20 protein-coding genes and 1 pseudogene are annotated in these 25,147 nt (G+C 67.9%); 9 read left to right on the plus strand and 12 right to left on the minus strand.

Going from position 1 to position 25,147, the window contains the following annotated elements; translation table 11 throughout:
• Positions 1-128: 128 nt before the first annotated feature.
• Both ACN0SE_RS00920 and ACN0SE_RS00925 read right to left on the minus strand, forming a co-directional pair.
• Positions 129-2,639, minus strand: a complete 2,511-nt coding sequence (locus ACN0SE_RS00920; protein WP_417522586.1) for a CoA transferase — start codon at positions 2,637-2,639, stop codon at positions 129-131.
• 26 nt (positions 2,640-2,665) lie between these two features.
• Positions 2,666-4,330 carry a GMC family oxidoreductase gene (locus tag ACN0SE_RS00925; RefSeq protein WP_417522587.1) on the minus strand — a complete coding sequence of 555 codons (1,665 nt, stop codon included), beginning with the start codon at positions 4,328-4,330 and terminating at the stop codon, positions 2,666-2,668.
• Positions 4,331-4,499: 169 nt separating this feature from the next.
• On the opposite strand from ACN0SE_RS00925, the gene ACN0SE_RS00930 reads away from it, so the two are divergent.
• Positions 4,500-5,408, plus strand: coding sequence for a LysR family transcriptional regulator (locus tag ACN0SE_RS00930; RefSeq protein WP_417522588.1), 909 nt, complete (start codon positions 4,500-4,502; stop codon positions 5,406-5,408).
• 51 nt (positions 5,409-5,459) lie between these two features.
• Here ACN0SE_RS00930 and ACN0SE_RS00935 read toward each other — a convergent pair whose 3' ends face one another.
• From ACN0SE_RS00935 to ACN0SE_RS00960, 6 genes are all read right to left on the minus strand, one after another.
• Complete coding sequence (locus tag ACN0SE_RS00935; protein WP_417522589.1) at positions 5,460-6,791, minus strand: type II toxin-antitoxin system HipA family toxin; 1,332 nt, start codon at positions 6,789-6,791, stop codon at positions 5,460-5,462.
• A complete protein-coding gene (locus ACN0SE_RS00940) occupies positions 6,788-7,072 on the minus strand; it encodes a helix-turn-helix domain-containing protein (RefSeq protein ID WP_417522590.1) in 285 nt (94 codons plus the stop codon). The genes ACN0SE_RS00935 and ACN0SE_RS00940 overlap by 4 nt, the downstream gene beginning before the upstream one ends.
• Positions 7,073-7,255: 183 nt before the next feature.
• A complete protein-coding gene (locus tag ACN0SE_RS00945) occupies positions 7,256-7,591 on the minus strand; it encodes a hypothetical protein (RefSeq protein ID WP_417522591.1) in 336 nt (111 codons plus the stop codon).
• Positions 7,592-7,679: 88 nt separating this feature from the next.
• Complete coding sequence (locus ACN0SE_RS00950; RefSeq protein WP_417522592.1) at positions 7,680-9,506, minus strand: cation:proton antiporter; 1,827 nt, start codon at positions 9,504-9,506, stop codon at positions 7,680-7,682.
• A 201-nt stretch (positions 9,507-9,707) separates the two neighbouring features.
• The gene (locus ACN0SE_RS00955) at positions 9,708-10,445 is read right to left on the minus strand and encodes a dienelactone hydrolase family protein (protein ID WP_417522593.1); all 738 of its coding nucleotides are present in this window, start codon (positions 10,443-10,445) and stop codon (positions 9,708-9,710) included.
• 93 nt (positions 10,446-10,538) lie between these two features.
• Positions 10,539-11,375 carry a TolB family protein gene (locus tag ACN0SE_RS00960; RefSeq protein ID WP_417522594.1) on the minus strand — a complete coding sequence of 279 codons (837 nt, stop codon included), beginning with the start codon at positions 11,373-11,375 and terminating at the stop codon, positions 10,539-10,541.
• Between the two features lie 248 nt (positions 11,376-11,623).
• Here ACN0SE_RS00960 and ACN0SE_RS00965 point away from each other — a divergent pair.
• From ACN0SE_RS00965 to ACN0SE_RS00980, 4 genes and pseudogenes are all read left to right on the plus strand, one after another.
• Positions 11,624-12,538 (plus strand): annotated as a pseudogene (locus ACN0SE_RS00965) (ABC transporter substrate-binding protein).
• Positions 12,535-13,293, plus strand: coding sequence for a FecCD family ABC transporter permease (locus ACN0SE_RS00970; protein WP_417522595.1), 759 nt, complete (start codon positions 12,535-12,537; stop codon positions 13,291-13,293). The pseudogene ACN0SE_RS00965 and the gene ACN0SE_RS00970 overlap by 4 nt, the downstream one beginning before the upstream one ends.
• Positions 13,294-13,346: 53 nt before the next feature.
• Complete coding sequence (locus tag ACN0SE_RS00975; protein ID WP_417522879.1) at positions 13,347-13,949, plus strand: FecCD family ABC transporter permease; 603 nt, start codon at positions 13,347-13,349, stop codon at positions 13,947-13,949.
• Positions 13,946-14,728, plus strand: a complete 783-nt coding sequence (locus ACN0SE_RS00980) for an ABC transporter ATP-binding protein (RefSeq protein WP_417522596.1) — start codon at positions 13,946-13,948, stop codon at positions 14,726-14,728. Before ACN0SE_RS00975 ends, ACN0SE_RS00980 begins: the two co-directional genes overlap by 4 nt.
• 7 nt (positions 14,729-14,735) lie before the next feature.
• Here the strand turns inward: ACN0SE_RS00980 and ACN0SE_RS00985 are convergent, their stop codons facing one another.
• On the minus strand, positions 14,736-15,596 hold the full coding sequence (locus ACN0SE_RS00985; RefSeq protein ID WP_417522597.1) for an alpha/beta fold hydrolase: 861 nt from the start codon (positions 15,594-15,596) through the stop codon (positions 14,736-14,738).
• A gap of 103 nt (positions 15,597-15,699) precedes the next feature.
• A complete protein-coding gene (locus tag ACN0SE_RS00990; RefSeq protein WP_417522598.1) occupies positions 15,700-16,185 on the minus strand; it encodes a MarR family winged helix-turn-helix transcriptional regulator in 486 nt (161 codons plus the stop codon).
• A 105-nt stretch (positions 16,186-16,290) separates the two neighbouring features.
• Between ACN0SE_RS00990 and ACN0SE_RS00995 the strand changes: the two genes are divergently transcribed.
• From ACN0SE_RS00995 to ACN0SE_RS01010, 4 genes are all read left to right on the plus strand, one after another.
• Entirely contained in the window at positions 16,291-19,497 is a 3,207-nt protein-coding gene (locus ACN0SE_RS00995; protein WP_417522599.1) for a reductive dehalogenase, read from the plus strand.
• A gap of 341 nt (positions 19,498-19,838) precedes the next feature.
• A complete protein-coding gene (locus ACN0SE_RS01000; RefSeq protein ID WP_417522600.1) occupies positions 19,839-20,870 on the plus strand; it encodes a transporter substrate-binding domain-containing protein in 1,032 nt (343 codons plus the stop codon).
• Between the two features lie 130 nt (positions 20,871-21,000).
• Entirely contained in the window at positions 21,001-22,077 is a 1,077-nt protein-coding gene (locus ACN0SE_RS01005) for an ABC transporter permease subunit (RefSeq protein ID WP_417522601.1), read from the plus strand.
• 1 nt (position 22,078) lies between these two features.
• Entirely contained in the window at positions 22,079-23,158 is a 1,080-nt protein-coding gene (locus ACN0SE_RS01010) for an amino acid ABC transporter permease (RefSeq protein WP_417522602.1), read from the plus strand.
• A 76-nt stretch (positions 23,159-23,234) separates the two neighbouring features.
• On the opposite strand, the gene ACN0SE_RS01015 is transcribed toward ACN0SE_RS01010, so the two are convergent.
• Together ACN0SE_RS01015 and metC are read right to left on the minus strand one after the other, a co-directional pair.
• Positions 23,235-23,870 (minus strand): VOC family protein, encoded by a 636-nt coding sequence (locus ACN0SE_RS01015; protein WP_417522603.1) that lies wholly within the window; start codon positions 23,868-23,870, stop codon positions 23,235-23,237.
• A 2-nt stretch (positions 23,871-23,872) separates the two neighbouring features.
• On the minus strand, positions 23,873-25,057 hold the full coding sequence (gene metC, locus ACN0SE_RS01020) for a cystathionine beta-lyase (RefSeq protein WP_417522604.1): 1,185 nt from the start codon (positions 25,055-25,057) through the stop codon (positions 23,873-23,875).
• Between the last annotated feature and the right edge of the window lie 90 nt (positions 25,058-25,147).

A 25,147-nucleotide genomic window follows, 5' to 3' on the forward strand; every position in this document is an offset into this window, starting at 1 on the left:
GGCACAATGTCGGGCCAGCCTCCTCCGTTTGCCGCGCAGGCTGCGCGACAGGACTGGTCCGAGCGGGGGGTGGATGCGGCGCACCGCAAGAAAAACGGCGGGCTCTGGCAAGCCCGCCGCAAAGGCCCTCAGCTGGGCAGGTATTCGGCGCTCCAGCTTTCGCTGAGCTGACCGGAGGCGAGCATCCTGTCGATCGCTGCCTCGGAATAGCCGAGGTCGCTCAGGATCGCCCGGGTCGAGGTGCCGAACTTTTCGGTGGGCGGCAGGGCAAAGACCTTGCCGCGGGTCGGGCGCACCGCATAGGGGTCGAGCTGGATGACCTCGTGTCCGCTGGGGTGATCGGCGTAGCGTGAGAAGGAGTAGCTGCCGCGGTCGGTGCCCGGGGTGCCGTCGGGCTCGCGCAGGTTCTCCGAGCGCAGGGCGTCGATGTTGTTGCAGATGGCGCAGCCGATGTCGGCGGCCCGCAGGCGGGCGATCCACTCGGTGGCGGGATGGCGCTGGAAGGCGCCCGCGAGATAGGCGGCGCGCTCGTCCTCGGGCAGGTCGGGCAGTTCGGAGAGCTCTTCGACATCGCGGAACCGCGGCAGATCCGACGGGTAGGCGCTGAGCAGGATGTAGACGCCGGAGGCGGTGCTGTAGAAACGGCTGAGGGAATCCCAGCCGTTGACCTCGGGGCCCGAGGGTTCGTCGAACAGGCCGCGGCCGCGGAAGTCATAGGCAAAGGGCACCTGCAGCAGCCCGCTGTTGGCCGAGAGCGAGGTGCGGCCGCGGCCGATCCGACCAAAGCGCCGCTTCTGATAGAGCGCCGAGGCCACCGCCAGCGCGCCGCCAAAGCCGCACATCACGTCGATGGTGCCGACATGGGCGTGTTCCTCGGGGCGGTCCATGGCGCCGCCGAAGCGCAGCATGATGCCGGTGGTGGCCTGCACCAGATCGTCGTAGCCGATGTAGTCGGTGCGGGTGCCGCGCCGCACGCCGCTGAAGCAGTCGAGCTTGCAGAAGATCGCCTCTGGGTTGAGCTTGCGCAGGTTCTCGGCGTCCAGCCCCATCCGCCTGATCTGGCTGTCGGGGGCGTTCCAGAAGATCACGTCGACGGATTTCACAAGGTCCTCGAAGACCTTGCGGCCATGTTCGGATTTCACATCCGCGAGGATCGAGCGTTTGCCGCGACCCTGCGAGAGGCCGTAGATCACCGTGTTCCAGCTGTCGTAGAGCGGCTGGGCCGGGTCGATCTTGATCACCTCGGCGCCGAAGCGGGCGAGGTAGCTGGCCGAATGCGGCCCGGCGATGACGTTGCACATGTCGAGAACGCGCACGCCCGACAGCCAGCCTTCCTGGTCAAGGCCGTCCCGGGCGTCGGGGATCTCGGTCCGCAGCTTGCGCAGCGTTGCGAGCGCCTCGTCGAAACCGACCCAGCGGCGCGGCGCGGGGCTCAGCGCCTCTTCGCCGCTCTCCTCCATCCAGACCACCGGGCCGGGCTGGATCATCTCGCCGTATTCCGGGTCGACGACATCGATCATCAGCCCCGAGGTCTCGGCGTATTCGTCGTTGATCCATTCCTGCAGCCAGCGCTGCGGCGCGCCGGGGATGCCGGCGCGGCCGAACATGCGCTTCCACTCGTGCGAGGTGCGGGTCATGAAGACCTCCTTCATCCGCGCGGCGAGCTTGTCGGCCCAGAGCTTGGGCATCGGGTAGACGCCGAGCGAAGTGTCCGACACCCATTCCCTCTGCGGCTTGTAGGTGTCGTCCTCTTCCTGCAGCCCCTCGGCGATCATCTCGTCATAGAGGCCCAGCACCTCGAGACAGCGGCGGGCGTGGTGCTTGTGGCTGGGGCAGACCACGTAGAACATCCGCCCGTCCTTGCACATGTAGCTGCGGAAGAAGGGGTCGAGCAGTTCCTGCAGGTCCTCGTAGGGCAGGTTCATCGGCAGGCCTTCGACCCGGCGCCGTTCGATCTCGATCTCGCGCTGGGTCAGGTAGCGTTCGGGCATGTCCGACACCTTGATGGAGTTGTAGCACAGCCCCTCCATCACCGCCGCCGCCAGCGGCACCTCGATCTGGTCGCCAAGGCCGGTCACCTGCCGCGACTGCAGCGCCAGCACCGTGGCCGAGGCGGCGATCTGCGAGGCATAGGCCGAGGACAGCGGCAGCGGCGAGAACGACGGGTTCAGCCCCATCAGCACGCGGTTCAGCCCCATGTCGGTGAAGACGCCGGAACTGGCGGCGATGACGCTTTCGAAGGCGCGCTGTTCGCGGCGCTCGAGGTCGTTGGAGGCAAAGCCGGGCAGGGAGATGGTGATGAGCTCGGGGCGCTCCGCGCGCATCGCGGCAAAGTCGATCCCCAGCGCGGCGAGCTTGCCGGGGCGGAAGTTCTCGACGATGATGTCGGCCTCGGCGCAGAGCGCGCGGGCCTGGGCGAGGCCCGTTTCGGACTTGAGGTCGAGGGTCACGATCAGCTTGTTGCGCATCAGGGTCGCATTGGCCGGGCTGTCCCACATCGGGCCGCCGGGCGGGTCGATGTGGACCACCGTGGCGCCCAGATCGCCCAGCAGCATCGCCACGGCGGGGCCGGCGATATATTGACCGAAATCGACCACTTTGACCCCGGTGAGGGGCAGGTTGGAGAACGAATTGCGCATGGTTCCTCCTGGTTCGGACGCGCGTGTCATTGACCGGCCAGGATCCAGCGCGCGGCTTTCTCGGCGATCATCAAGGTCGGGGAATTGGTGTTGCCGCTGGTGATCTCGGGCATGATGCTGGCATCGACCACCCGCAGTCCGGTCACGCCCTTGAGCCGCAGATGCGGGTCGAGCACGGCGCTGTCATCGTCGTCATGCCCCATCTTCACGGTGCCCACGGGATGGAAGATCGTGTTGGCGATGTCGCCGGCCAGCTTGGCGAGGTCTGCGTCGCTCTGGTACTGCGGGCCGGGCTTGAATTCCTCGGGCTTGTAGGCCGCCATCGCCGGGCGGGACATGATCTCGCGCACCTGGCGCAGGCTGTCGGCGGCGACCTTGCGGTCGTCCTCGGTGGCGAGGTAGTTGGGCGAGATCATCGGCGCATCGCGGAAACTGGCCGAGCGGATGCGCACATGGCCGCGGCTGGTGGGGTTCAGGTTGCAGACGCTGACCGTCATCGCCGGGAAGGCATGCAGCGGCTCGCCGAAGGCCTCGAGGCTGAGCGGCTGCACGTGATATTCGAGGTTGGCATGCGGCCGTCCCGGATCGGAGCGGGTGAAGGCGCCAAGCTGGCTGGGCGCCATGCTCATCGGGCCGGTGCGCCTGAGCGCATATTCGGCGCCGATCATCGCCTTGCCGAAGAGCGTGCCGGCAAGCGCGTTGAGCGTGCGGGTGCCGGTGACCTTGTAGACCGCGCGGATCTGCAGGTGGTCCTGCAGGTTCTCGCCCACCGGCGCATCGCGCAGCACTTCGATGCCGTGGTCGCGCAACAGGGCCGCCGGACCGATGCCGGAGAGCTGCAGGATCTGCGGCGAGTTGATCGCCCCGGCCGAGAGCACCGTCTCGCGCCGGGCCGTGACGCGGCGGCTGCGGCCCTTGTGGTCCACTTGGGCACCGGAGCAGCGCAGCGCGCCGTCGGCGCCGGTCTCGAAGGTCAGCTTCTCGACCTGCGCCTCGGTCCAGATCGTCAGGTTGGGCCGCGATTTCGCCGGTTTCAGGAACGCCTTGGAGGTGTTCCAGCGCCAGCCCGAGCGCTGGTTGACGTCGAAATAGCCGACGCCGGCATTGTCGCCGCCGTTGAAATCCTCGGTCTTGCGGATCCCGGCCTCGACCGCGGCATCGGCAAAGCTGTCGAGCACGTCCCAGCGCAGCCGCTGCTTTTCCACCCGCCATTCGCCGCCATGGCCGTGCATGTCGGAAAAGCGTTCGTTGTCGCCGGTCTGCGGATCGGCGCCGCCGTCGAGCTTGTAGTGATCCTCATGCGCCTTGAAATCGCGCAGCGCGCCGTCCCACGACCAGTCGTCCTCGCCGGTGAGCGCGGCCCAGTTGTCGTAGTCGCGCGCCTGTCCGCGCATGTAGATCATGCCGTTGATCGAGGAACAGCCGCCCAGCGTCTTGCCGCGCGGATAGCGCAGGGTGCGGCCGTTCAGGCCCCGGTCGGCCTCGGTGTTGTACATCCAGTCGGTGCGCGGATTGCCGATGCAGTAGAGATAGCCCACCGGCACGTGAATCCACGGGTAGGTGTCGGGCTTGCCTGCCTCGAGCAGCAGGACGCGGTGGCCCGGATCGGCGCTCAGCCGGTTGGCCAGAAGGCAGCCGGCGGAGCCGCCGCCAATGACGATGAAGTCGAACTCTGTCGCGGTCTCGGCCATGACGTCTCCTCGCGCTTTCGGGCGGCCGGAGACCGCCGCGCCGCGCCCCGGCGATGCCGGCGCTGGCGTGACGAAGGCTCCTCCCTGCCCATCGATGCCGTCCGGTTTAGGGCCGCCGGACGGATAATCCCAATGACTTATCTCTCTGACTGATATTAGAATCCGTCATATGGAGAGACTCGCCAATACCAACTGCATCCTGGCCTTCGTGACCGTCGCCCGCGAGGGCAGCGTGTCGCGCGCCGCCGAGGTGCTGAACCTGACGCAGCCGGCGATCAGCCATCAGATCCGGCGGCTGAGCCAGGACACCGGCGTGACCTTCTTCAAGCGCGCGCCGCACGGGCTTGACCTGACACCGGACGGACAGGCGCTCTTGCCCAAGGCCGAGGCCGTGCTGGCCGCCATGGCCGAATTCCGGCAGAGCGCCAGCCGGCAGGTGGGCCGGGTCTCGGGCACGCTCAGGATCGGGACCATCGTCGATCCGGAGTTCATCCGCCTCGGGCGCCTGCTGAGCCAGCTTGGCGCGGCCTGTCCGGGGATCACCACCGAGCTGGTGCATGGCATCAGCGGCGAGATCCTGGAAAAGCTGTGCCGCCGCCAGATCGACGCCGGTTTCTACCTGACCGATCCCGGCGCGGTCGACGACATCGCCTCGGAAGAGCCGGTCGAGGCGCGGGTGCTGGCGACGTTCAATTACCGGGTGATCGCGCCCATCGGCTGGGACGCCAGGGTCGCCCGGGCCAGCTGGCCCGAGCTGGCCGCGCTGCCGTGGATCGGGACGACGGCGGTGTCGGTGCACAACCGGCTGCTGAGCCGGATATTCGACGATCACGGCTGCCAACAAAACGTCGTGGCGCGGGTGGATCACGAGGCCTCGATGCTGGAGATGGTGCGCGCCGGTGTCGGCCTGTGCCTGTGCCGCGAGACCATTGCCATCGACCAGCGGCATTCCTACGGCCTGAGCCTGTGCGAGACGCAGAGCGTGCCGGCCAGCCTGGTGATCCTGACGCTGGAAGAGCGCCGGCGGGCGCCGGTGGTGGTGGCGCTGTTCGATCAACTGGCCACGGTCTGGGGCTGAGGAACCGGCCGCGGGCGCGCCGTCAGACCGCTGGCCCTTGCCGCTCCGGCCTTAGTCGGGCAGGCGCGCGGCGGGGCGCGACAACCGGCCCGCAATGCGCAGGGCGTTCTTCTCGATCAGCCTTGCGGTCTCTTCGACATAGCCCGGCGTCACCCCGGGGCCGGCGCTGACGCCTTTGGTGGTGGCCACGCGGGCCGCGACCATCCGGTCGACCAGCTGCTGCACCCGGTCCATCACGTCGGCCGGTCTGAAGCCCGAGGTTTCGGCGAGGGTCTCCCAGTGGCGGGCGGCCATCTTGCCGGGCTTGCGGCGTTTGCCGGCGAGGGTCTGGGCGAACTTCTGCACCACATGCGGCCACATCAGCACGGTAGAGACATCGTAGAGCGGCGAGAGCCGGGGGCCGTCGCGCAGCGGCAGCAGCAGCGAGTAATTCTTGGCGTGGCCGTCGGTGTTGGCGACGAGGATGTTGAAGATCACCTGGTCGAGCAGCCCCAGAGCGCTGCGCGGGCCGAGGCGGCGGCCGGTCTCGAGCAGCTGGTGCAGCGACAGGCCCGGCACGGTGCCGTGTTCGTACTTGCGCCCCGGCGGCAGGCTGTTGGCCTGGGCGAAATCCTCCTGGTGGATGCGCTGGAGACTGCCGGACCGGGCCAGCCGGCGATCATAGCGCAGCACGCAGATCGCGGTGCGGGTCGGGGTGACGAGGGTTGCGGCCTCGGCGGCGGGCAGGCCGATGGCCGCGGCAAGGCGCAGACAATAGACTTCGTTCTCGGCGATGCCGGGCAGGCGCGGATTGTCGGGTTTGAGGATCACCGTCGAGGGCGCGCCGGCCTGCGGGATCGCCAGCTGGTCGCCCTTGCGCGGCAGGCGCAGCACCGGGGTGCCCTGGGCATCGAGCACCGCCAGAGCGGATTTTTTCTGGCCGCCGGCGAGGGACAGTCGCACGCTGTCCTCGCCGGCGAGGAAGGGGCGTTGGTCGAGGTCGGCGAAATGCCGGTCGAGCGCTTCGCCCGGATCGTCGGTGTCGTAGAAGTCGGTCAGCGGCGTGCAGCGCCAGGCGGCGGGATCGCTTGGCGTGCCGAAGGACAGCGCGCCTGCGGTATCGCCGCCGATGTCCGACAAAAGGCCCAGCACATCCGCCCGTGACCGCCCCAGCGAGCGGGTGAGCATGTCGAGCTGCTCTTCCTCGGGCAGGAGGTTGGCAAGCCAGGGCGAGATGATCTGCGAAGGATAGGCCTCGGGCCGGAGCGGCATGGAGAGCGAGATCGGAAAGGCCCCCTCGGTGGCCAGCCAGGCGGGGTCATAGGTGAAGCCGAGCGCGCCGTCCTGGCGCACGTCGATGCGGCCGACGCGGAAGCGGGCGAAATAGACCTCGACCGTGGTCATTCCAGGTCGCTCAGGTCATAGCCGGGGCCGTGGGCGGCCTTGGGGCTGGGGGCTGACGATGGACTGACGAGGCCGGCGATCTCGGTGTTCAGGGCGCGGGCGATCCTGTCGAGCGTGCTGAGCCTGGCGTCGCGCTTGCCGGTCTCGATCAGCGACAGCGCCGAGCTGGAGATCCCCGACAGCCGCGCCAGTTCCTGCAGGCTCAGCTGTGCGGCCGTACGGTGGCGGCGGATTCCGGCGCCGGTCCGGGCGAGGATGTCAGGGGGGTCACCGGCTGTCATGGCCAATATCCTTACCGTATACGATAAGATATAACCGTTCGGGCCGGGTTTCGCAATCGTTTTATCGTTTGCGGTAAAAGTGACCTCGCAGGGGGCAGAAGATGAGGCATTTTACCGCAAACGATAAAGGGTGGTGGGGCCTGCACTGAACGCGGGGTGCGCGCGCGCAGGGCCGAGGGTGGATCAATCCACCATGTGATAGGCGTAGACCCCCAGGCCCAGGTCCTGATCGCAGGTGCCGAAGCGGGAATTGGCCGTGCCGCGCAACTCGTCGCCCGAGATCACGACGGCGCCTTCAAGGTCTCCGGCCTGAGCGGCGAAGTCGATCGGCCCGGCCGCCACCGCCGCGCTGCCGTGCAGGGCAAAGCCGGAGGCCACGCTCATGCCGCCGCGTGTCACGAACATGGCGCTGCCGCCCGGAGCGCAGGAATCCACCGCGCCGAACCTGACGTTGCTCGCGACATTGAAGGCATTCGTCGAGGTGTCTTCCCGGTACATGATGGTGTCTTCGAAGGCCACGTCGCCGGGCCTGCAGCCGGACCACGCGCCACAGAAAACCGCAGGCGCGACGGCCGGCGGTCGGGTCACGCGAACGGGACGGGGCGGCTCAGGCGGCGACGGTGTCTGCCTTGGCCGGTCTGGGAGGCTGCAGCGACAGAAGCTCGACGTTGACGGCATCCTTCGGCTCGGCCTCGGGGCCCAGGAACCGCAGCGTGCCGCTCTTGTCGAGTTGCGCGATCAGGATCGCCTCGGGGTTCATCTCGCGCCATTGGTCCAGCGTGAACTCTTCGGTCAGCCCGGTCACCCGGAATTTCCAGCCCTCGGCAATCAGGGCATTGGCCTCGGAATAGGTCCGACCGTCGCCGATCTCCTGCCCGCCCAGGGTCGCGGGCAGGGCGTGGCGCGAACTGGCCTCGCGCATGCGTTTGAGCTGGAACACGTTCTCGCGGCCGAACTCCGGCGCCAGATCGGTGGCCACCAGGGTGTTGTAGGCATCGTTGTCGGTGGCGCAGATCAGCTTGTCATAAGCCACGAGATCGAGCTGTTCCTCGGCGGCCTTTGACAGGATGTCGCCAAAGAAGGTCTGCACCCCGGCATCGCGGGCGCGGCGCAGATGGGCGTGGTTGGGATCGGCGATGATCACCTGCAGCTCCATCGACTTGAGCGCCTCGGCCAGGGCCACCGACCAGCGCGACCCGCCCAGCAGCAGGACGCCGGACTTCGACGAGGCGGTGAGGCCGAGCAGTCGCGCCATCGGCGTCAGGGTGAAGCCGTGCAGCACCACGGTCGCCGCGACCAGCGCAAAGGCCAGCGGCGCGATACGGTCGGCGTCGCTGATGCCGATCTCGACCAGCCGTTCGCCGAAGAGGCCCGCCACCGCCACCAGCACCACCCCGCGCGGCCCGGTAAAGGCCACCAGCAGGCGCTCGCGCCAGGGCAGGTCCGAGAACGACAGCGCCGCCAGGACTGGCAGCGGGCGGGCGATGAAGACCACCGCAAGGACAAAGAACAGCGCGGTCAGGTTCAGCGAGGCCAGCGCCTCGCGGCTCATGCCCGCCGCCAGAAGGATGAAGACACCGGAGACCAGCAGGACGGTGGCATGTTCCTTGAAGCGCCGCAGCTCGACGTAGCTGGGCAGCTGCACGTTGGCGATCCAGATGCCCATGATCGTCACCGCCAGCAGGCCGGATTCATGCAGCACGTAGTCCGACAGCGCAAAGACCGCGAGCAGCACCACGAAGAGCACCGGCACCTTCATGAACTCGGGCACATAGGCGCGGCGGAAGGCCCGCGCGATGCCCCAGCCGCCGGCAACGCCCAGCAGGGTGGCGAGGCCGATGCCGATCACCAGGTCCTGCGCCGCCGCCCCCACCGAGGTGGCGGTCTCGAGCACCACGACGACCTCGAAGGCCAGCACCGCCGCAAGCGCGCCGACCGGATCGTTGACGATCGCCTCCCATTGCAGCAGCGCGGCAGAGCGTTTCTGCAGCTTGGCCTGGCGCAGCAGCGGCGCGATGACCGTGGGACCGGTGACGATCATGATGCCGCCGAAGACCGCCGAGGCGGCCCAGCTGAGACCGGCCACGTAATGCAGCGTCAGCGCCGAGGCGAGCCAGCCGAGCGGGGCGCCGAAGACCACCAGCCGCTTTACCCCCACCGCGGCGTCGCGCAGGCTGTGGAAGTTCAGGGTCAGGCCGCCTTCGAACAGGATGATCGCCACCGCGATGCCGATCATCGGCCTGAGCATGTCACCGAATTGCGCCGCGGGGTCGAGCAGGCCCAGGACCGGCCCGACGATCAGCCCGGCCAGCAGCATCAGCACGATCGACGGCATGCGCAATCGCCAGGCCAGCCACTGGCTGCCCACGCCAAGAACCCCCACAAGGGTGAATGCAAGGACCGGGGCCAGCCCGGCAGTCTCTGCTGTTGCCATGAATTCTTCTTTACCGCTCGGTTTCGGGGTCGATGCTACCTTGCCACGGGGACGCCCGTCACCCCCTCTCGTGTCCCGCTTGCGGTCGCGGCTCTGCCTGCCGCCCCGCCTGGTGACACAGACGAACGGCCCCGGCGGCCGTTCGGTTCCCCGCGCGGCAGGGCGATGTGGTGCGGGGGCCGGTCCCTGCCGTCGGTGGCCTCAGGTCAGGCAGCGGCGGAACAGGGCCACCGACTGCTGATAGACCAGCGCCGCGAGTTCGGGATCATGGCGGTCGCCTTCGTCGCGCATGAAGGCGTGCTGGGCGTTGACCTCGTGCCAGGCAAAGCTGACATCGGCCTTGGTCAGCGCGTCGTGGACCTTTCGCCGCCCGTCCAGCGGCACATGCGGGTCCTGACGGCCCCAGACCATCATCACCTCGCCGCCGATCTCGCCGCAGCGTTCGAGACTGCCGTTGCCGGGCGCGGCGGGCAGGGTGTCGCTGTGCAGATCGGTGGCATAGAGACAGGCCGCCGCCGCAATCCCCGGGTTGAGCGCCGCGCGAAAGGCCAGATGGCCGCCGATGCAGACGCCCATGCTGCCGGTGCGGCCGTTGTGCGCATCCATCGTCGCCAGGTGGTCCAGCATCGCGGCGGTGTCGCTGTCATGCGACTCCAGCGGTTTGGTCCATTTGTCGCTGTTGCCCTTGTCCTTGCCGGCCTCGTCATAGCCCAGCACGGTGCCGATCGGATTGAGCTCGTGAAAGACCTCTGGCACCAGCACGATGAAGCCATGCCCGGCCATGGTCGCCGCGGCCCGCAGGATCGGCGCGGTGCGCTGGAAGATCTCGGAATAGAACAGCACGGCGGGGTAGCGGCCCGGCGCGGCCGGCTGGCAGATGCCGGTGCGCATGGGGCCGGTGGGCGTCTCGATGTCGATGTCGTGCCTGGTGATGATCACGGTCTGCTCCGGCGCTGGGTCTGAAAGAGGCTGCCGTGATCCTGCCAGAGAGCGTGCCGCGGCGCCAGTCGCGGCTGGGCGCGGCGTGCCTCCTCAGCGGGTGTCGGCATAGCGCACGAAGGCGAACCGGCGGCTGTCGGGCGCCCAGGAGGGCACGTTGAGCGTGCCTTGCCCGCCAAAGAGCGTCAGGAGCCGGCGCGGCGGCCCGCCCTCGGCCGGCAACAGGCGCAGCTCGACATCGCAGCCGAAGGGGTGGCCCTCGGTGCCCGGCGGATAGGCCAGATAGCAGACGTGGCGCCCATCCGGCGAAGGATGCGGGAACCAGTCGACGCTGTCTCCTGTCGTCATCTGTTCGGGCGTGCCGCCGTCACTGGCCATCCGCCAGAGCTTCATGGCGCCGCCGCGGTCGGAGTTGAACCAGATCCACCGGCCATCCGGCGTGTAATCCGGGCCGTCGTAGTGGTGCGGGCTGGTGATCAGCAGCGTCTCTGCGCCGCCGACGGCCGGGCAGGTGGCAATGCCGAACTGGCCGTCCCGGATGCAGGCATAGGCCATCCGCGCGCCGTCAGGCGACCAGCCATGCCACCAGCTGGGCGCCTGATCAGTGATCCGGGTGGGCGTGCCGCCGGTGATCGGCAGCACATGGATCAGCGCGGTGCCGCGGCCGGGCGAGTTGCAGACGACCAGCTGCCGGCCATCCGGGGAAATGCCGTGATCGTTGTTGAGCCGGGTGAGATCGCCGGTGTCGATCTCTTCCAGCGCAGGGTCCGACAGCGCGATGCGATAGAGCCGCCCGTCGGCGTTGACGATCAGCGCCGCGCCGTCCGGTGTCCAGTTCGGCGCCTCGACATGGCGGTCGGTGGCGAGGACGGTTTCGACCGCGCCGCTGTCGATGTCGAGGATCTCGACGCTGGCAAATATCGCGGTCATGCGGGCAAGGCACCCGGGCCGGCAAGCGGGCTCCGGCAGGCATGTGTCGGGGGTGCGGCGGGTTTGGCATGGGATCGCATGACCGGCAGCGTAACCAAATTTCCGAGGGGGTGTAAACATTTACCGGGCCGGCGGGGTTGCGGGAGACGCGGTCGGACGGTCCGGATTATTCCCGACAAAAACACTTTACTATCTGCGGCGCGGATTATAAGCCGACAAAAACACTCAGCTATACGAAGGGACCCCGAATGCGCCTCCTGATCTGCGCTCTTGTCGCCACCAGCCTGTCTGCCACGGCGGGCCTTGCCCGCGACGTGACCCATGCCATCGGCACCACCGAGGTGCCTGACGCTCCGAGCCGCGTGGTGGCCTTGGAGTTTTCCTTTGCCGATGCGCTGGCGGCGGTCGATCTTGCCCCCGTGGGCATTGCCGATGACGGCAACCGCGCGCGCATCCAACCGGTCCTGCAGGACATCATCGGCGACGACTGGACCAGCGTCGGCTCGCGCAAGACGCCCAGCCTCGAGGTGATCGCCGCGCTTCGGCCTGACCTGATCATCGCCGACAAGACCCGGCACGAGGCGATCTATCCGACGCTGTCGCAGATCGCGCCGACCGTGGTCTATGACAGCCTGACCGGGGATTACGCGGCGGTGATCGAGGAAGCGACCCGGATCGGCGCGGCGGTGGGCAAGGCCGCGGAGATGGCGGAGTTCCAGGCCGGCCACGCCGCCAGAATGGCCGAGATCCGCGAGGACGTGGCCGCCGTGGCAGAGGGGCAGGCGGCGCAGTTCGGGGTGATCAATGCCAACGGTCTGTGACTGCACAGCCCGCAGTCCTATGTCGGCAGCCTGCTTGATTACTTCGGCTTCTCGCCGGTGCTCGCGGCCTCGGGGCAGGACGGTTACGCCGATCTCTACCAGCAGGTCACGCTGGAACAGGTTTCCGAGCTTGATCCGGGGTTGCTGATCCTGGGCAAGAGCGGCGGCGCGCCGACGCTGGACGAGGCCTGGGCCGATGAGACGCTCTGGCAGGAGATCGACGCGGTGCAGAAGGGTCATGTCTTCGACGTCTCGTCGGACCTCTGGTCGCGGTCGCGCGGGATGCTGACCGCCGAGGTCACCGCCGCCGACATCCGGGGCATCGTGCAAGAGCTGCAATGAAGGCGCTGACCCTGGATGTCGCGCCGGGGGCCGCAGGCGGCTCCGCGTGGCGGCGCCGCGGCCTTGTGGTCGGCGCGGTGCTGGCGGTGCTGGGGGGCGCGGCCCTGTCGCTGGCCACCGGCGGGCGCAGCGATGTCGGATTGGCGGATCTCTCCGGCCTCTGGGCCGGCGAGACCGCCAGCATCGCCCAGCAGACCATGCGCGAGATCCGCCTGCCGCGTACCCTGACGGCGATGGCTCTCGGTGCCAACCTCGGCCTGGCCGGGCTGATGCTTCAGGCGGTCACCCGCAACATGCTGGCCTCGCCCGGCCTGCTGGGGATCAACCAGGGGGCGGCCCTGGGCATTGTCCTGGGCCTTACCGTGCCGGCCTTTGCCCTGTTGCCGCAGGCGCTTCTGGCGGCGCTGTCCGGCATGCTCGCGGTGACGCTGACATTCGCGATCTCCGGGGCCTTCGCGGGCCGGATCGACAGCCTGCGGCTGGTGCTTGGCGGCGTGGCGGTGGGGGCCTTGGGCTTTGCGGCGGTGCGGCTGGGCTATACGCTCGAGGATGATCTGGCGCGGCAGGTCGTGCGCTGGACCGTCGGCGACATCTCTGACGTGCGGATGCCCGAGGCGCTGCGGCTGGGGGCCATGGCGCTTGCCGGGCTTGGCCTCGGCGCGGCGCTGGCGCAGCGGCTGAACCTGATGGCGCTGGGACAGGCGGCGAGCCACGGGCTTGGCGCCGATCCGCGCCGGCGGGGGCGGCGCAGCTGACACCCTATGCGGCCGCGGTCGGAGGCATTCTGGCCGGCGGGACCGTCTGGCTTCTGGCGGGGCGGGCCGATGTCGACGCCGCGAGGCTGACGCTTGTGGGCATCGCCGTGGGCTTTGTCATGGAGGCCGGTGTCGAGTTCCTGCTGGTCACCCGCACCGGACCGGAGGCCTCGGCGCCGCTGATCTGGCTGACCGGCAGTCTCTGGGGCCGGGGGTGGAGCCATCTGGCCTCGGTGGCGCCGGCGCTGATCGGGCTGATGGCGCTGGCCTTGCTGCTGGCCTTCCGGCTTGATCTGCAACACCTCGGCCCGCAGCGCGCCGCCACGCTGGGGGTGCACCTCGGCCTCGAGCGCGGGGTGCTGATGCTGGTGGGCGTGCTGCTGGCGGCGCTGTCGGTCAGCGTGGTGGGCGTAATGGGCTTTGTCGGGCTGATGGCGCCGCATATCGCCATGCGGCTGGTCGGCGGGCGGCACGGCGCCCTGCTGCCGGTGGCGGCCCTGGTCGGGGCCCTGCTCTGCACGGGGGCCGATGTGGCCGGGCGGTGGGTTGCGGCCCCGCTCGAGATCTCGGCCGGCATTCTCACGGCGCTTCTGGGCGCGCCTTTCTTCCTCTGGCTGCTGGCCGGCCAGCGCCCCACCACCGGAGCCAACCGATGATTGCATTGAGAGATATCGAGGCCGGCTATCGCGGTTTTCGCCTGACCGCCCGGGACCTCGCCTTTCCCGCGGGGCAGGTGACCGCGCTGATCGGGCCCAACGGGTGCGGGAAATCGACGCTGCTGCGGCTCATGTCGCGGCAGCTTCGGCCTGCGCGCGGCGAGGTTTTCCTCGAGGGCAGCGACATCGCCACGCTCTCGGCGCGGGCCCTGGCACGGCGCGTCACGCTGCTGCCGCAGGAAAACGTCGTGCCGCCGGGGATCACTGTCACCGATCTGGTGGGCTATGGCCGGGCGCCGCATCAGAACCTGCTGGGCCTGCGCACCTCGGAGGACCGGCACCACGTCGCGCGGGCGCTGTCGCGGATGCAGCTGCAGGGGTTTGCCGACCGCGAGGTCGGCGCGCTCTCGGGCGGTCAGCGGCAGCGGTGCTTCATCGCCATGGCGCTGGCGCAGGACACGCCGGTGCTGCTGCTGGACGAGCCGACCAACTGGCTCGACCTGCAACACCAGGTGCAGGTTCTGCGCCTTCTCCGCGCCCTTGCCGCAGAAGGCCGGACCTGCATCGCGGTTCTGCACGATATCGCCCAGGCGGCGCGCTTTGCGGACAATCTGGTGATCCTCGACCGGGGCGGCATTGTCGCCACCGGGCGGCCGGGGGATGTGCTGACGGCGGATCTGGTCGAGCGGGTCTGGCACCTGCCCGTTGAGATCCATGCAGACCCGGTGACAGGCAGCCCGATGCCGGTGCCGGTGGAGCGGGTCGCGCTCTCGGGCTGACCGCCCGTCAGCTCCGGGCCAGATGCGCGGCGAGGTGCCCGAGCACCTCGCCCGGGCGTTCCTCGACAAGGAAATGCCCGGCGTCGATGGCGCGACCGGTCGCCCCGGGGAACCAGGCCTGCCAGGCCGAGAGCGGATCGACATGATGCGCGACCACACCCCTGGCGCCCCAGAGCACGAGGCAGGGCAGATCGCTCTGCCGTCCAAGGTCTGCGCGGTCATGGTCGAGATCGGTGGTGGCTGCCGCGGTGTAATCGCCGCACCAGGCCGCAATGACCGAAGGCTTGCGCGCGGCGGTCTCGTAGGCGCGCATCGCCTCGGGGTGAAAGGCAGACTCGCCGGAAGACAGACCGCTCAGCGCCGCCTGCAGGAACAGCACCGGATTGCCGTTGATCAGCCGGCGCGGCATGTCGCCGGGCTGCGACAGGAACATCCAGTGGTAGTAGCGCCTGGCCAGCCAGTCATCCATCGTACGCCAGACGTCGAGTGTCGGCAGGATGTCGATCAGGGCAACCGAACGCACGGCATCAGGGTGGTCGAGCACCATCCGGTGCGCGGTGCGCGCGCCCCTGTCATGCGCGATGACGTGAAAGCTGTCATGACCCAGCTGCCGCATCAGCGCGACCTGATCGCGGGCCATGGCCCGGAAGGTGAAATCGCCGTCATGGGCAAGCGAGTCGCCATAGCCGCGCAGATCGGCGGCGATGACGCGATGGGTCTGCGCGAGGTCCTCGGCGATGCCGTGCCACATCACATGCGTTTGCGGGTAGCCGTGCAGAAGCAGCAGCGGCGCGCCGCTGCCGCCGACCCGGGCGTGAATGGTCGCTTCGGGAAGGGGGATGTCGATCGTCTCGAAGCCGTTGAACACCATCGTCCTCCCTGGGGTGCGCGCGGGTCCATCCTGCCGATGCCGGGGGCACGGTCAAGATGCCGGGCGGGGTCCGGGCGGCCGGTGATGGGGTGCGGCGGGACTAGAGGGCGTCGAGATAAGGTGTTTCGCCATCGATCAGCAGGTCCAGCACGTCATGCAGGTGGTGCAACTGCGCGGGCGACAGCTTGGCGGCGAAGTGCCGGTTGTTGGCGCGCACCAGCGGCTGACAGGCGGCGAGCGTCCTGTGGCCGGTGTCGGTCAGATGAAGCTGCCGGTTGCGGCCGTCGTCGGGATCGAGCGTGACGGTGATCAGCCCGTCGTCGCTCATGGTCTTGATCAACCGCGAGAGCATGGGCCGCGTGACGCCGAGGTTGTCGGCAATGCCCGAGGGGGTGCAGATGCGCTCCAGCCCGATGCTGGCGAGCACGCACCAGGTCAGCCGCGAAACCCCCTGCGCCGCCAGAGCGGCCTCGAGCCGCTGCTGCATGAGCCGCGAGGCGCGGCTCAGCTTGAAGCCGGTCTGTTGCCGCAGGGCATAGTCGGCGTCGCGAGACGGCCGGCCCCTGTCGTCTGCCATGTCGGTCATCATCTGCTCGCATCCTGTGGTCCCTAGTGTTTTCAGTTTGCTTTATTTGATTAACTCAGGCAACTATAAACTCAGGCAATCATCTATCCGACATGCGAGGCTCCCATGCGTCTGTTCTCCGACAAGACCCGTCCGGTTCACATGGGGCCCTATCCCTCGGAATTGCTGGCGCGGACGTCCACCCCGCCGGACCTGGGCGAGGTACCGCCCTTTGCGCCGCTGTCCTTCGATCGGTCCGACACGCCGGCCTCGATCGTCAACGCCATGCGCGAACATCAGGCGATGCTGGACGTGATCCGCGACGGGATCGTCAACCCGGCCACGGCCGACTGCCCGACCGATCCCCTGGAGCGGGCCAACCACATCAAGGCGTTTTCCTACTTTTCCGACGCCGCCGTCACCGGGGTCTGCCTGTTGCCCGCCGCCGCGCGTCTGGACGCGCCGCACCTGAACCCCGATGTGGCAAGACTGGCCGAGGAATTGAAGACCCGCCAGACCAAGACGCTGGCCGCCGGGATCGATCAGATCATGGCCGATCTGAAGGAATCGGCCGAGGCGCCGCCCACCTCGATCGACGGCCATACCCACGCGGTGGTTTTCCTCTACGAGAACCCGCGCGATCCGCTGCCGGACGAGCCCGGCACCGAATGGTTCGCCGAGGCCTATGCCCATCGCGCCGGGCTTCTGGCGGCGGAGACGGCGACGGTTCTGGCGAATTACCTGCGGGTTCTGGGGCATCCGGCGCGGGCGCATACGGTGTCCTGCTCGGACGTCGATCTGAACCGGCTGGCCGTGGCGGCGGGGCTGGTGACGGTCGAGGACGGCGTGCTGACACACCCCTATATCGGCACGCGCTTCGGCCTTGCGGCCATCACCACGAGCTTTGATCTGGCCGCCGATCTGCCTCTGGTGCCGCTGGGCCAGCAGCCCAAAAGCGCCTTCGGCACCGCCTGGAAACTGGGTCGGGGGTTTGCCAAGTCGGCCTCGAACGCCGTGCCCTTCCGCAAGCGGCGCTTTGTCGACGGCGCGCATCCCTTCGAGACGCTGAAACGGGTCGACAGGCCCACCACCTATATCGACGAGCCCAACGTGGCCCGGGTGCCCAAGCGCGCCGACATGTTCGCGCGTTCGGTTTTCGGCGATCTCGGCAAGCACGTGCAGGATGGGGCGCGCGGCGGGAAATACGTCTTCAAGGCTGCGCCCTCGACCGCGCAGCGCCGGGCGCTTGGCGCCTTTACCCTGCTGCAGGACGGGGATCCGGCGGCCGAGAAGGTGCGGCTCGACCCCGACAGGGCGGCCGAACTGGTCAAGGCCACCAGCTATTTCCTCGGGCTCGACGCGGTGGGTATCTCGCGCTGCCCGGAGTGGACCTGGTACAGCCACGACGCCCGCGGCGAGCCCATCGTGCCCGAGCATGGCCATGCCATCAGCATGATCGTCGACCAGGGCTACGAGACCATGGAAGGCTCCTCGGGCGATGACTGGATCGCGGTGGCGCAATCCATGCGCGCCTACCTGCGGTTTTCGCTGCTGGGCGGCGTCATCGCGCGGCAGATCCGCAACCTCGGCTACAAGGCCAAGGCGCATTCGGTCATGGATGGCGAGGTGCTGCAGCCGCCGCTGCTGTTGCTGGCCGGGTTGGGCGAGGTGTCCCGCATCGGCGAGGTGATCCTGAACCCGTTTCTCGGTCCGCGGCTGAAATCCGGGGTGGTTACCACCGATCTGCCGATGACACCTGACAAGCCGATTGATTTCGGCCTGCAGAAGTTCTGCGAGAGCTGCAACAAATGCGCCCGCGAATGCCCCTCGGGGGCGATCACCGCCGGGCCGAAGCTGATGTTCAACGGTTACGAGATCTGGAAGAGCGACAGCCAGAAATGCACCACCTACCGCATCACCACCCCCGGCGGGGCGATGTGCGGCCGCTGCATGAAGACCTGCCCGTGGAACCTCGAGGGGCTGTTCGCCGAAAAGCCGTTTCGCTGGGCCGCGATGAACATGCCGGGGGCCGCGCCGCTGCTGGCGAAGCTCGACGACTATGTGGACAACGGCACCCTCAACCCGGTCAAGAAATGGTGGTGGGACCTCGAACTTCAGGCCGACGGCGCCTATCGCCCGACTGACAAGCCGGTCAATGCGCGGTCGCTGCAGAAGGACCTCGACCTGAAGTACGAGGACCAGACGCTGGCGGTCTATCCCGCGCCGCTGGCGCCGCCGCCCCATCCCTATCCCTTCCCGATGGACCGCGAGGCCGGGATCGAGGCCTATCAGGCGATGATCACCGCCGAGGAATACCAGCGCCGCGCCGCCGAGGGCACGCTGGAGCCGTTCCTGCACCGCTACACCGCCGATGGCGAGAGCCCGGTGATCCAGGTGGTCGTCTCCAAGGTCGAGCGGATGGCCGAGGGGGTGACGAAATACGAGTTCATGCCGGTCGATGGCCAGCCGTTGCCGGACTGGCAGGCCGGGGCGCATCTCGATATCGTGGTGGCACCGGACTTCCTGCGGCAATATTCGCTCTCGGGCGATCCCGCCGACCGCGACCGGTTCCAGATCGCCGTGCTGCGCGAGGACGAGGGCCGCGGCGGATCGAAGCTGATGCACCGGATCTTCACCGAGGGCCGGCGTGTCTTTGTCTCGAAACCGATCAACCACTTTCCGCTCGATCCCGAGGCCACGCATACGGTGCTGCTGGGCGGCGGCATCGGCATCACGCCGATGCTGGCCATGGCGCATGAGCTGCACGCGCAGGGCCGAAGCTTCGAGCTGCATTACTCGGGCCGGTCGCGCGCCGGCATGGGCTTTCTGGCGGATATCGCGGGCTTTGCCTGGGCCGACAAGGTCCGGCTGCATGTCTCTGACGAAGGCACCCGCCTCGATCTTGGGTCCATCCTGCAGGGCTACCAGCCCGGCTGGCACGTCTACACCTGCGGCGGCGAGCGCTACATGAGCGCGGTGATGGCGGCTGCCGAGGCGGCGGGTTTCCCGGAAGAGGCGCGGCACCTGGAGTATTTCTCGGTGCCGGAGCAGCCCGATTACGTGAACCACGCCTTCGAGATCAGGCTGGCCAAGTCCGGCAAAAGCTTCACCGTGCCCGCTGACAGGACCGCCGCGGATGTGCTGGTGGAGAAGGGCTATCCCGTCGACATCAAGTGCTCTGACGGGATTTGCGGGGTCTGTCGCTGCGGGCTGGTTTCAGGCGCGGTGGAGCACCGGGATTTCGTGCTGTCGAAGAAGCAGCGCGAGACCGGGATCATCCTGTGCCAGTCGCGGGCCGCCGAGGCGGACGGCGTGATCGAGCTCGACCTGTAGGCGGCTGACCATCGCTCCGGCGCGGGACGCGCCGGGGGCCCTTGACGCGGGCGGCCGGCGGCGGCCGCTCCGTTGTTGCGTTCCAGCAGCATCTTTTTTTGCGGGCATTGGCCTGACAGGCCTCGGGCTGCGCCGCGCGGTCATTTACGACGAGTCGTGACGCCCGGTCTGCGCTCCCCTGAAAAATGCATCTGTTTTCTGCCCGATTTCACGGCACAGCGACGCGTCTCCGGCGCCGACGAGGACCTGTCCGATCAAAATTGTTGACTCGCGGCGCAGGATGAGCGCATATTTTATATCAGAACACACGTGCCGCTATATAGAACAAAGGGAAATGACCGATGACCAAGTTTCTGGCGGTTGGCGCCATCCTGGCAGCAAGCCTGACCGCGCCGCAGATGGCCGCGGCACAAAGCGAGACAGTGAAGCAGATCGAAGAGCGCGGAACGCTGCTCTGCTCGGGGCACAACGGCAGCTATTTCGGCTTCGTCGAAGTGAATGACAACAACGAGTGGAAGGGGCTCGACATCGACCTCTGCCGCGCTCTGACCACGGCCATCCTGGGCGATCCCGACAAGAACAAGATCGTGCCGCTGAGCTGGGCGCAGCGGTTTCCGGCGCTGCAGTCCGGCGACGTCGACGTGATCATCAAGGCCACCGGCTGGACCATGGGGCGCGACACCGAGCAGGGCCTGCAGTTCAGCCTGCCGTATTTCTTCGGCGGGGCGCAGCTGATGGCGCATGGCGACCTGGGCGTGACCGATGCCTCGGGGCTGGCCGGCGGCACGATCTGCGTCGAGGCCGGAACGACGATCGAGCGTCTGGTCGCGAACTATCTGCAGACCGAGAACATCGAACACAGCATGGTCTCTTACGAGAGCGCGGCGGAACTGCGCTCGGCCTATCTTGCCAACCGCTGTGATGCCTTTGCCGCCTGGGGCCCCTTTCTGGCGGTTCTGCGGGCCACCGAGATCGACAACCCCGAGGCGCATGTGATCCTGGGCGACCAGCTGTCGGCCGAGCCGATCGCGGCGGCGATGCGCCAGGGCGACGAGGGTTTTGTCGACGTGGTGAACTGGATGCTGGCGGCGCTGCTGATCGCCGAGGAGGAAGGCATCACCGCGGCCAATGTCGAGGACATGGCCGCCACCCCGCCGAACCCGCGCGTTGCCCGCCTGCTGGGCGTCGAGCCGGGGATGGGCGAACGCCTGGGCATGCGCGACACCTGGGCGCGCGAGATGATTGCGGCGGTCGGCAATTTCGGCGAAATCTACGACCGCAACCTCGGCAAGGACAGCCCGTACAAGCTAGAGCGTGGCCTCAACAATCTCTGGAGCCATGGCGGCGTGCTCTATGCGCCGATCCTCGACTGAGCCCGGGGCAGGATCCTGCGCCGCCCCCCTGCGGGGCGGCCTTTCTTCCAGCGCAGTGTGGGGGCGCGACATGACGGCGGCAGAACAACTTCGTGCACGGGCCAGGTACCGCAGGCTCGGACTTCAGGCGGTGATCCTCATCGTGGCGGCGCTGGCGGTCTGGGGCGCGGTGTCCAACGCGCAATACAACCTGACGCGGCTGAACATGACCAGCGGCTTTGCCTTTCTCGAGCGCGGCACGGGATGGGACTATTCCTTCTCGCTGGTGGAGCGATCGATCAATGACCGCTATTCCTACACGCTGTTCATCGGCCTTCTGAACACGCTTTTCGTGGGCGTCACCTGCATCGTCACGACGACGGTCTTCGGCTTTCTCATCGGCACGCTGAGGGATGCCCGCCACCCGGCGCTGAACTTCGCGGCCAGCGTCTATGTGCAGATCTTCCGCAACATTCCGCTGATCCTTCAGGCGATCTTTCTCTATGCGATCCTGATCCACCTGGGCGGCCCGCGGCAGGCGATGAGCCTTGGCGATGTCGCCTTTCTGTCGGGGCGCGGCCTGATGCTGCCGGGGCTCAACGTCGGTCCGGGCAGTGCCGTGGCGCTGTTGCTGGCCTCGCTGGCCCTGGGCCTCGGGCTGATCGTGGCGAAAACGTCGTTGTGGCGGGGTCTGGCGATCTGGTGTGGCGGCAGCCTGGGGATCGCGCTGCTCGGGGCGCTGGCCCTGCGACCGGAGGGCGAGGGCCTGCTGTCGATCCCGGTGCTGCAGGGCCTGCGCTTTGCCGGCGGCATCTCCGTGCCGATCGAGCTGTTCGCGCTGATCGCCTCGATCACGCTCTACGGCAGCGCCTATGTGGCCGAGATCGTCCGGGGCGGCCTGTCACAGGTGCCGCGTGGCCTGATCGAGGCCGGGCAGGCGCTGGGCCTGAGCCCGATGTCGATCTGGTTGCGGATCAAGGTGCCGATGGCGCTGCGCAGCATCATTCCGCCGCTCGGCAACCAGTGGATCTTCATGATGAAGGCCACCACCATCGGGATCGCCATCGGCTTCAGCGATCTGTTCTACATCACCGTCAACGCCATCAGCCAGTCCGGCCAGACGCTGGAACTGATCCTGCTGCTGATGCTGACCTTCCTGGCGATCAACTATTCCATCGCCCTGTTCACCAACTGGCTGAATGCGCGCCTGCAGCTGAAGGAGCACTGAGATGGCCGTCGCCGAAACCATTCCGCCCGGCCGGTTCGAGGCCCTGGGCAAACTGTTTGTCAAACGCGGCTTCGGCTCGCCGCTGTCGACCGCGATCTCGGTGCTGGTCTTCGCGGTTCTGGGCTGGATCGCCTGGAGCTTTCTCGACTGGGCGGTGGTCCGCGCGGTCTGGAGCAAGGAGAATGTCGACAGCTGCGGCCATGGGGGCGCCTGCTGGGCGGTGATCGATGCCAGGCACCGGCTGATCCTGTTCGGCACCTATCCCTACGACCAGCACTGGCGCTCGACGCTGGCGGCGCTGGCCATCGTGGTGACGGTGGTGGCCTCCTGCGTGCCGGCGATGTGGGCGGCGCGGCGGCTGGCGCTTCTCTGGATCGCGGGCTTTGCCAGCTATTACCTGCTGATGGAGGGCAGCCTTCTGGGGCTGGTGCAGGTGACGACCGATGGCTGGGGCGGGCTGTCGCTGACCCTGTTCCTGTTTGCCGCGGTGGTGCTTCTGGGCATGCCGATGGGGCTGGGGCTGGCGCTGATGCGCCGGTCACGGATGCCGGTGGTCAGATGGGGTGCGGTCCTTCTCATCGACACGATCCGGTCGCTGCCGCTGGTGACGACGCTCTTTACCGCCGCCGTGGTCGTGCCGCTGTTCCTGCCAAGCTGGCTGGAGGGCGACAAGATTTGGCGGGTGATCTTCGCCTTCGCGCTGTTCTTTGCCTGCTACCAGGCCGAGGTCTTTCGCGGCGGCTTTCAGGCGATCCCCAAGGGCCAGTTCGAGGCCGGCCGTGCGCTGGGGCTGGGCTATTGGAGCATCCTCGGGCGGATCGTCCTGCCGCAGGTCTTCCGCCATGCGCTGCCCAGCACGGTCAACATGGTGGTGGTGACCTTCAAGGAAACCGCGATCGTGACGATCATCGGCTTCTTCGACATCCTCGCCTCGGGCAAGACTGCCTTCGGCACGGCGGACTGGGCGCCCTATTACATCGAGGTCTACCTCTTCGTTGCGGCGATCTACTGGGTCTTCATCTTCTCGCTCGGTCAGTACGGCGAGTACCTCAAGGGCCGGATGGCGCTGTCGGAGCGCTGATCCGGCCGCCCGGAACAGCAAACGCCCGAAGTGCCATGCGGGACTTCGGGCGCTTTGTGTTCAGACGGACGAGGGCTCAGTCGAGGACGACGTGGCCTTTGGGGGACGACAGGGCAAAGGACAGGCCCGGCGCGCCCTGGCCGACCTCGGCCAGATGATCCACCTGCAGCGCTTGCAGTACCGACCGCAGCGCCTCGGGCTCCGGGTGGGACAGCTGCACCTTGTCGAGCCGCACGCCCAGGTCCTGCTGGCCGGTGCTGGGATGCGGGCCGGGGGACCATTCGATGAAGGCGGGCAGGAGGCCCGCCATCGGCAGGCTGCCATCGCGGGGCACGGTCAACCGCCAGGAGCGGTCACCGCGGGTAAAGAGCACCACCTCGCCCAGGTCGACCGGGCTGGCGGCGATCACCGCGTCGAGATCATCGGTGCCCACCACCCAGCAGAGCGCCCGCGGACGGTCGGCCAGCCGCGCCCGGGTGTCGGGATCGTCGAGGGTGAACCAGCGGGTCCGGCCGGGCGCCGGCGCCTCGGGGTCGATGGCGATCAGTTCGAGGAAGCTTTCGTTTCCGGCCTGCATCACGCAGTTGTGGGTGCTCATCGCGTCGTGCTTGCCGCCGCGCGGCACGGTGACGCCAAGTGTCTCCTGCAGCGCGGCGACGCCCTGCTCGAGCGTCTCGGCGCCGATGGCGAAATGGTCGATCTTGTTGTGCATGGTTACTCCGGTGCGGTGTTGAGAAGCGGCAGGGCGGCTGCGAGATCGGCAATGAGTGTCCCGGTCTCCTCGAGCCCGATGTTGAAGCGGACAAGCTGGCCGTCCTCGGTCCAGGTGCCGGCGCTGCGCTGCGGTTTGACCGGCAGCACGAGGCTTTCGTAGCCCCCCCAGCTGACCCCGATGCCGAAGTGATGCAGCGCGTCGACAAAGGCCCGGACCTGATCGTCGGAACAGGGGTGAAAAACCACCGCGAAAAGACCCGCCGCGCCGGTGAAATCACGGGCCCAGTGGTCGTGGCCGGGGCAGGAGGCAAAGGCGGGGTGCAGCAGGCGTCTGACCTGCGGCTGGCGGCCCAGCCAGCCGGCGATCTCACGGCCGGCGCGGTCGACGTGCTCCATGCGGATCTTGAGCGTCCGCAGGCCGCGCAGCGCCAGAAAGACCTCCTGTCCGCCGGTCTTGTCGCCCACGGCCATGACCGTCTTGCGCAGGCCCGTCGCGTGGTCAGAGGTGCTGGCGATCATGCCCATCATGCAGTCGGAATGGCCGCTGAGATATTTCGACAGCGAGGCCACCACCACATCGACGCCCAGCGAGAGCGGGCGGCAGTTGATCGGCGTGGCCCATGTGCCGTCGAGGATCGACGGCACGCCGGCGGCCCTGGCCGCGGCGGCAATCGCCGGGATGTCCGGCACCTCGAAGGTGCCCGAGCCCGGCGCCTCGAACATCACCGCGCAGGTGCTGTCGCGCAGCAGAGCTGCGATGTCGGCACCGCACATCGGGTCGAAATACTCGACCTCGACCCCCATCCGCGCCAGCACGGTGTCGCAGAAGGCGCGGGTGTTGCCGTAGACATGGTCGGCCACCAGCAGATGCGCGCCGGGGCGGACGAAATGCATCAGCGTCAGGGTGATCGCGGCGACGCCCGACGAGGTCAGCGTCACGCCATCGGCGCCTTCGAGCCCGGCGAGCGCCGTTTCCAGCTGAAAGGTAGCTGCATTGCCGTAGCGGGCATAATACAGCGTGCCGGGGGTGTACCTTGCATCGCGGGCGGTCTCGAACGCCGCCAGGGTGTCGAATACCATGGTCGAGCCAAGCTCGAGCGGCATGTTGACATGGCGCCCCTCGATGCGGTCGGGACGTCCGGACTGAACCAGCTGGTCGGCAATGCCGGGGGCAGACTTCGCCATGTGAGCCTCGCGATGACTTGTGCATTTTAGAGATGACAGTATCGCTGACGTGTGTCAATATACGAAATAATCGTACTGTATAGCAGCACA

This window comes from Marinovum sp. (genome assembly GCF_048263515.1).
Lineage (GTDB): Bacteria > Pseudomonadota > Alphaproteobacteria > Rhodobacterales > Rhodobacteraceae > Marinovum.

Coding starts and splice junctions, on each gene's coding strand:
- ACN0SE_RS00970 (WP_417522595.1), top strand. CDS start 12,535: ATGAAGGCGCTGACCCTGGATGTCGCGCCGGGGGCCGCAGGCGGCTCC.
- ACN0SE_RS00990 (WP_417522598.1), bottom strand. CDS start 16,185: ATGACCGACATGGCAGACGACAGGGGCCGGCCGTCTCGCGACGCCGAC.
- ACN0SE_RS01015 (WP_417522603.1), bottom strand. CDS start 23,870: ATGCACAACAAGATCGACCATTTCGCCATCGGCGCCGAGACGCTCGAG.
- ACN0SE_RS00950 (WP_417522592.1), bottom strand. CDS start 9,506: ATGGCAACAGCAGAGACTGCCGGGCTGGCCCCGGTCCTTGCATTCACC.
- ACN0SE_RS00995 (WP_417522599.1), top strand. CDS start 16,291: ATGCGTCTGTTCTCCGACAAGACCCGTCCGGTTCACATGGGGCCCTAT.
- ACN0SE_RS00920 (WP_417522586.1), bottom strand. CDS start 2,639: ATGCGCAATTCGTTCTCCAACCTGCCCCTCACCGGGGTCAAAGTGGTC.
- metC (WP_417522604.1), bottom strand. CDS start 25,057: ATGGCGAAGTCTGCCCCCGGCATTGCCGACCAGCTGGTTCAGTCCGGA.
- ACN0SE_RS00925 (WP_417522587.1), bottom strand. CDS start 4,330: ATGGCCGAGACCGCGACAGAGTTCGACTTCATCGTCATTGGCGGCGGC.
- ACN0SE_RS00935 (WP_417522589.1), bottom strand. CDS start 6,791: ATGACCACGGTCGAGGTCTATTTCGCCCGCTTCCGCGTCGGCCGCATC.
- ACN0SE_RS00980 (WP_417522596.1), top strand. CDS start 13,946: ATGATTGCATTGAGAGATATCGAGGCCGGCTATCGCGGTTTTCGCCTG.
- ACN0SE_RS00930 (WP_417522588.1), top strand. CDS start 4,500: ATGGAGAGACTCGCCAATACCAACTGCATCCTGGCCTTCGTGACCGTC.
- ACN0SE_RS01000 (WP_417522600.1), top strand. CDS start 19,839: ATGACCAAGTTTCTGGCGGTTGGCGCCATCCTGGCAGCAAGCCTGACC.
- ACN0SE_RS00960 (WP_417522594.1), bottom strand. CDS start 11,375: ATGACCGCGATATTTGCCAGCGTCGAGATCCTCGACATCGACAGCGGC.
- ACN0SE_RS00940 (WP_417522590.1), bottom strand. CDS start 7,072: ATGACAGCCGGTGACCCCCCTGACATCCTCGCCCGGACCGGCGCCGGA.
- ACN0SE_RS01010 (WP_417522602.1), top strand. CDS start 22,079: ATGGCCGTCGCCGAAACCATTCCGCCCGGCCGGTTCGAGGCCCTGGGC.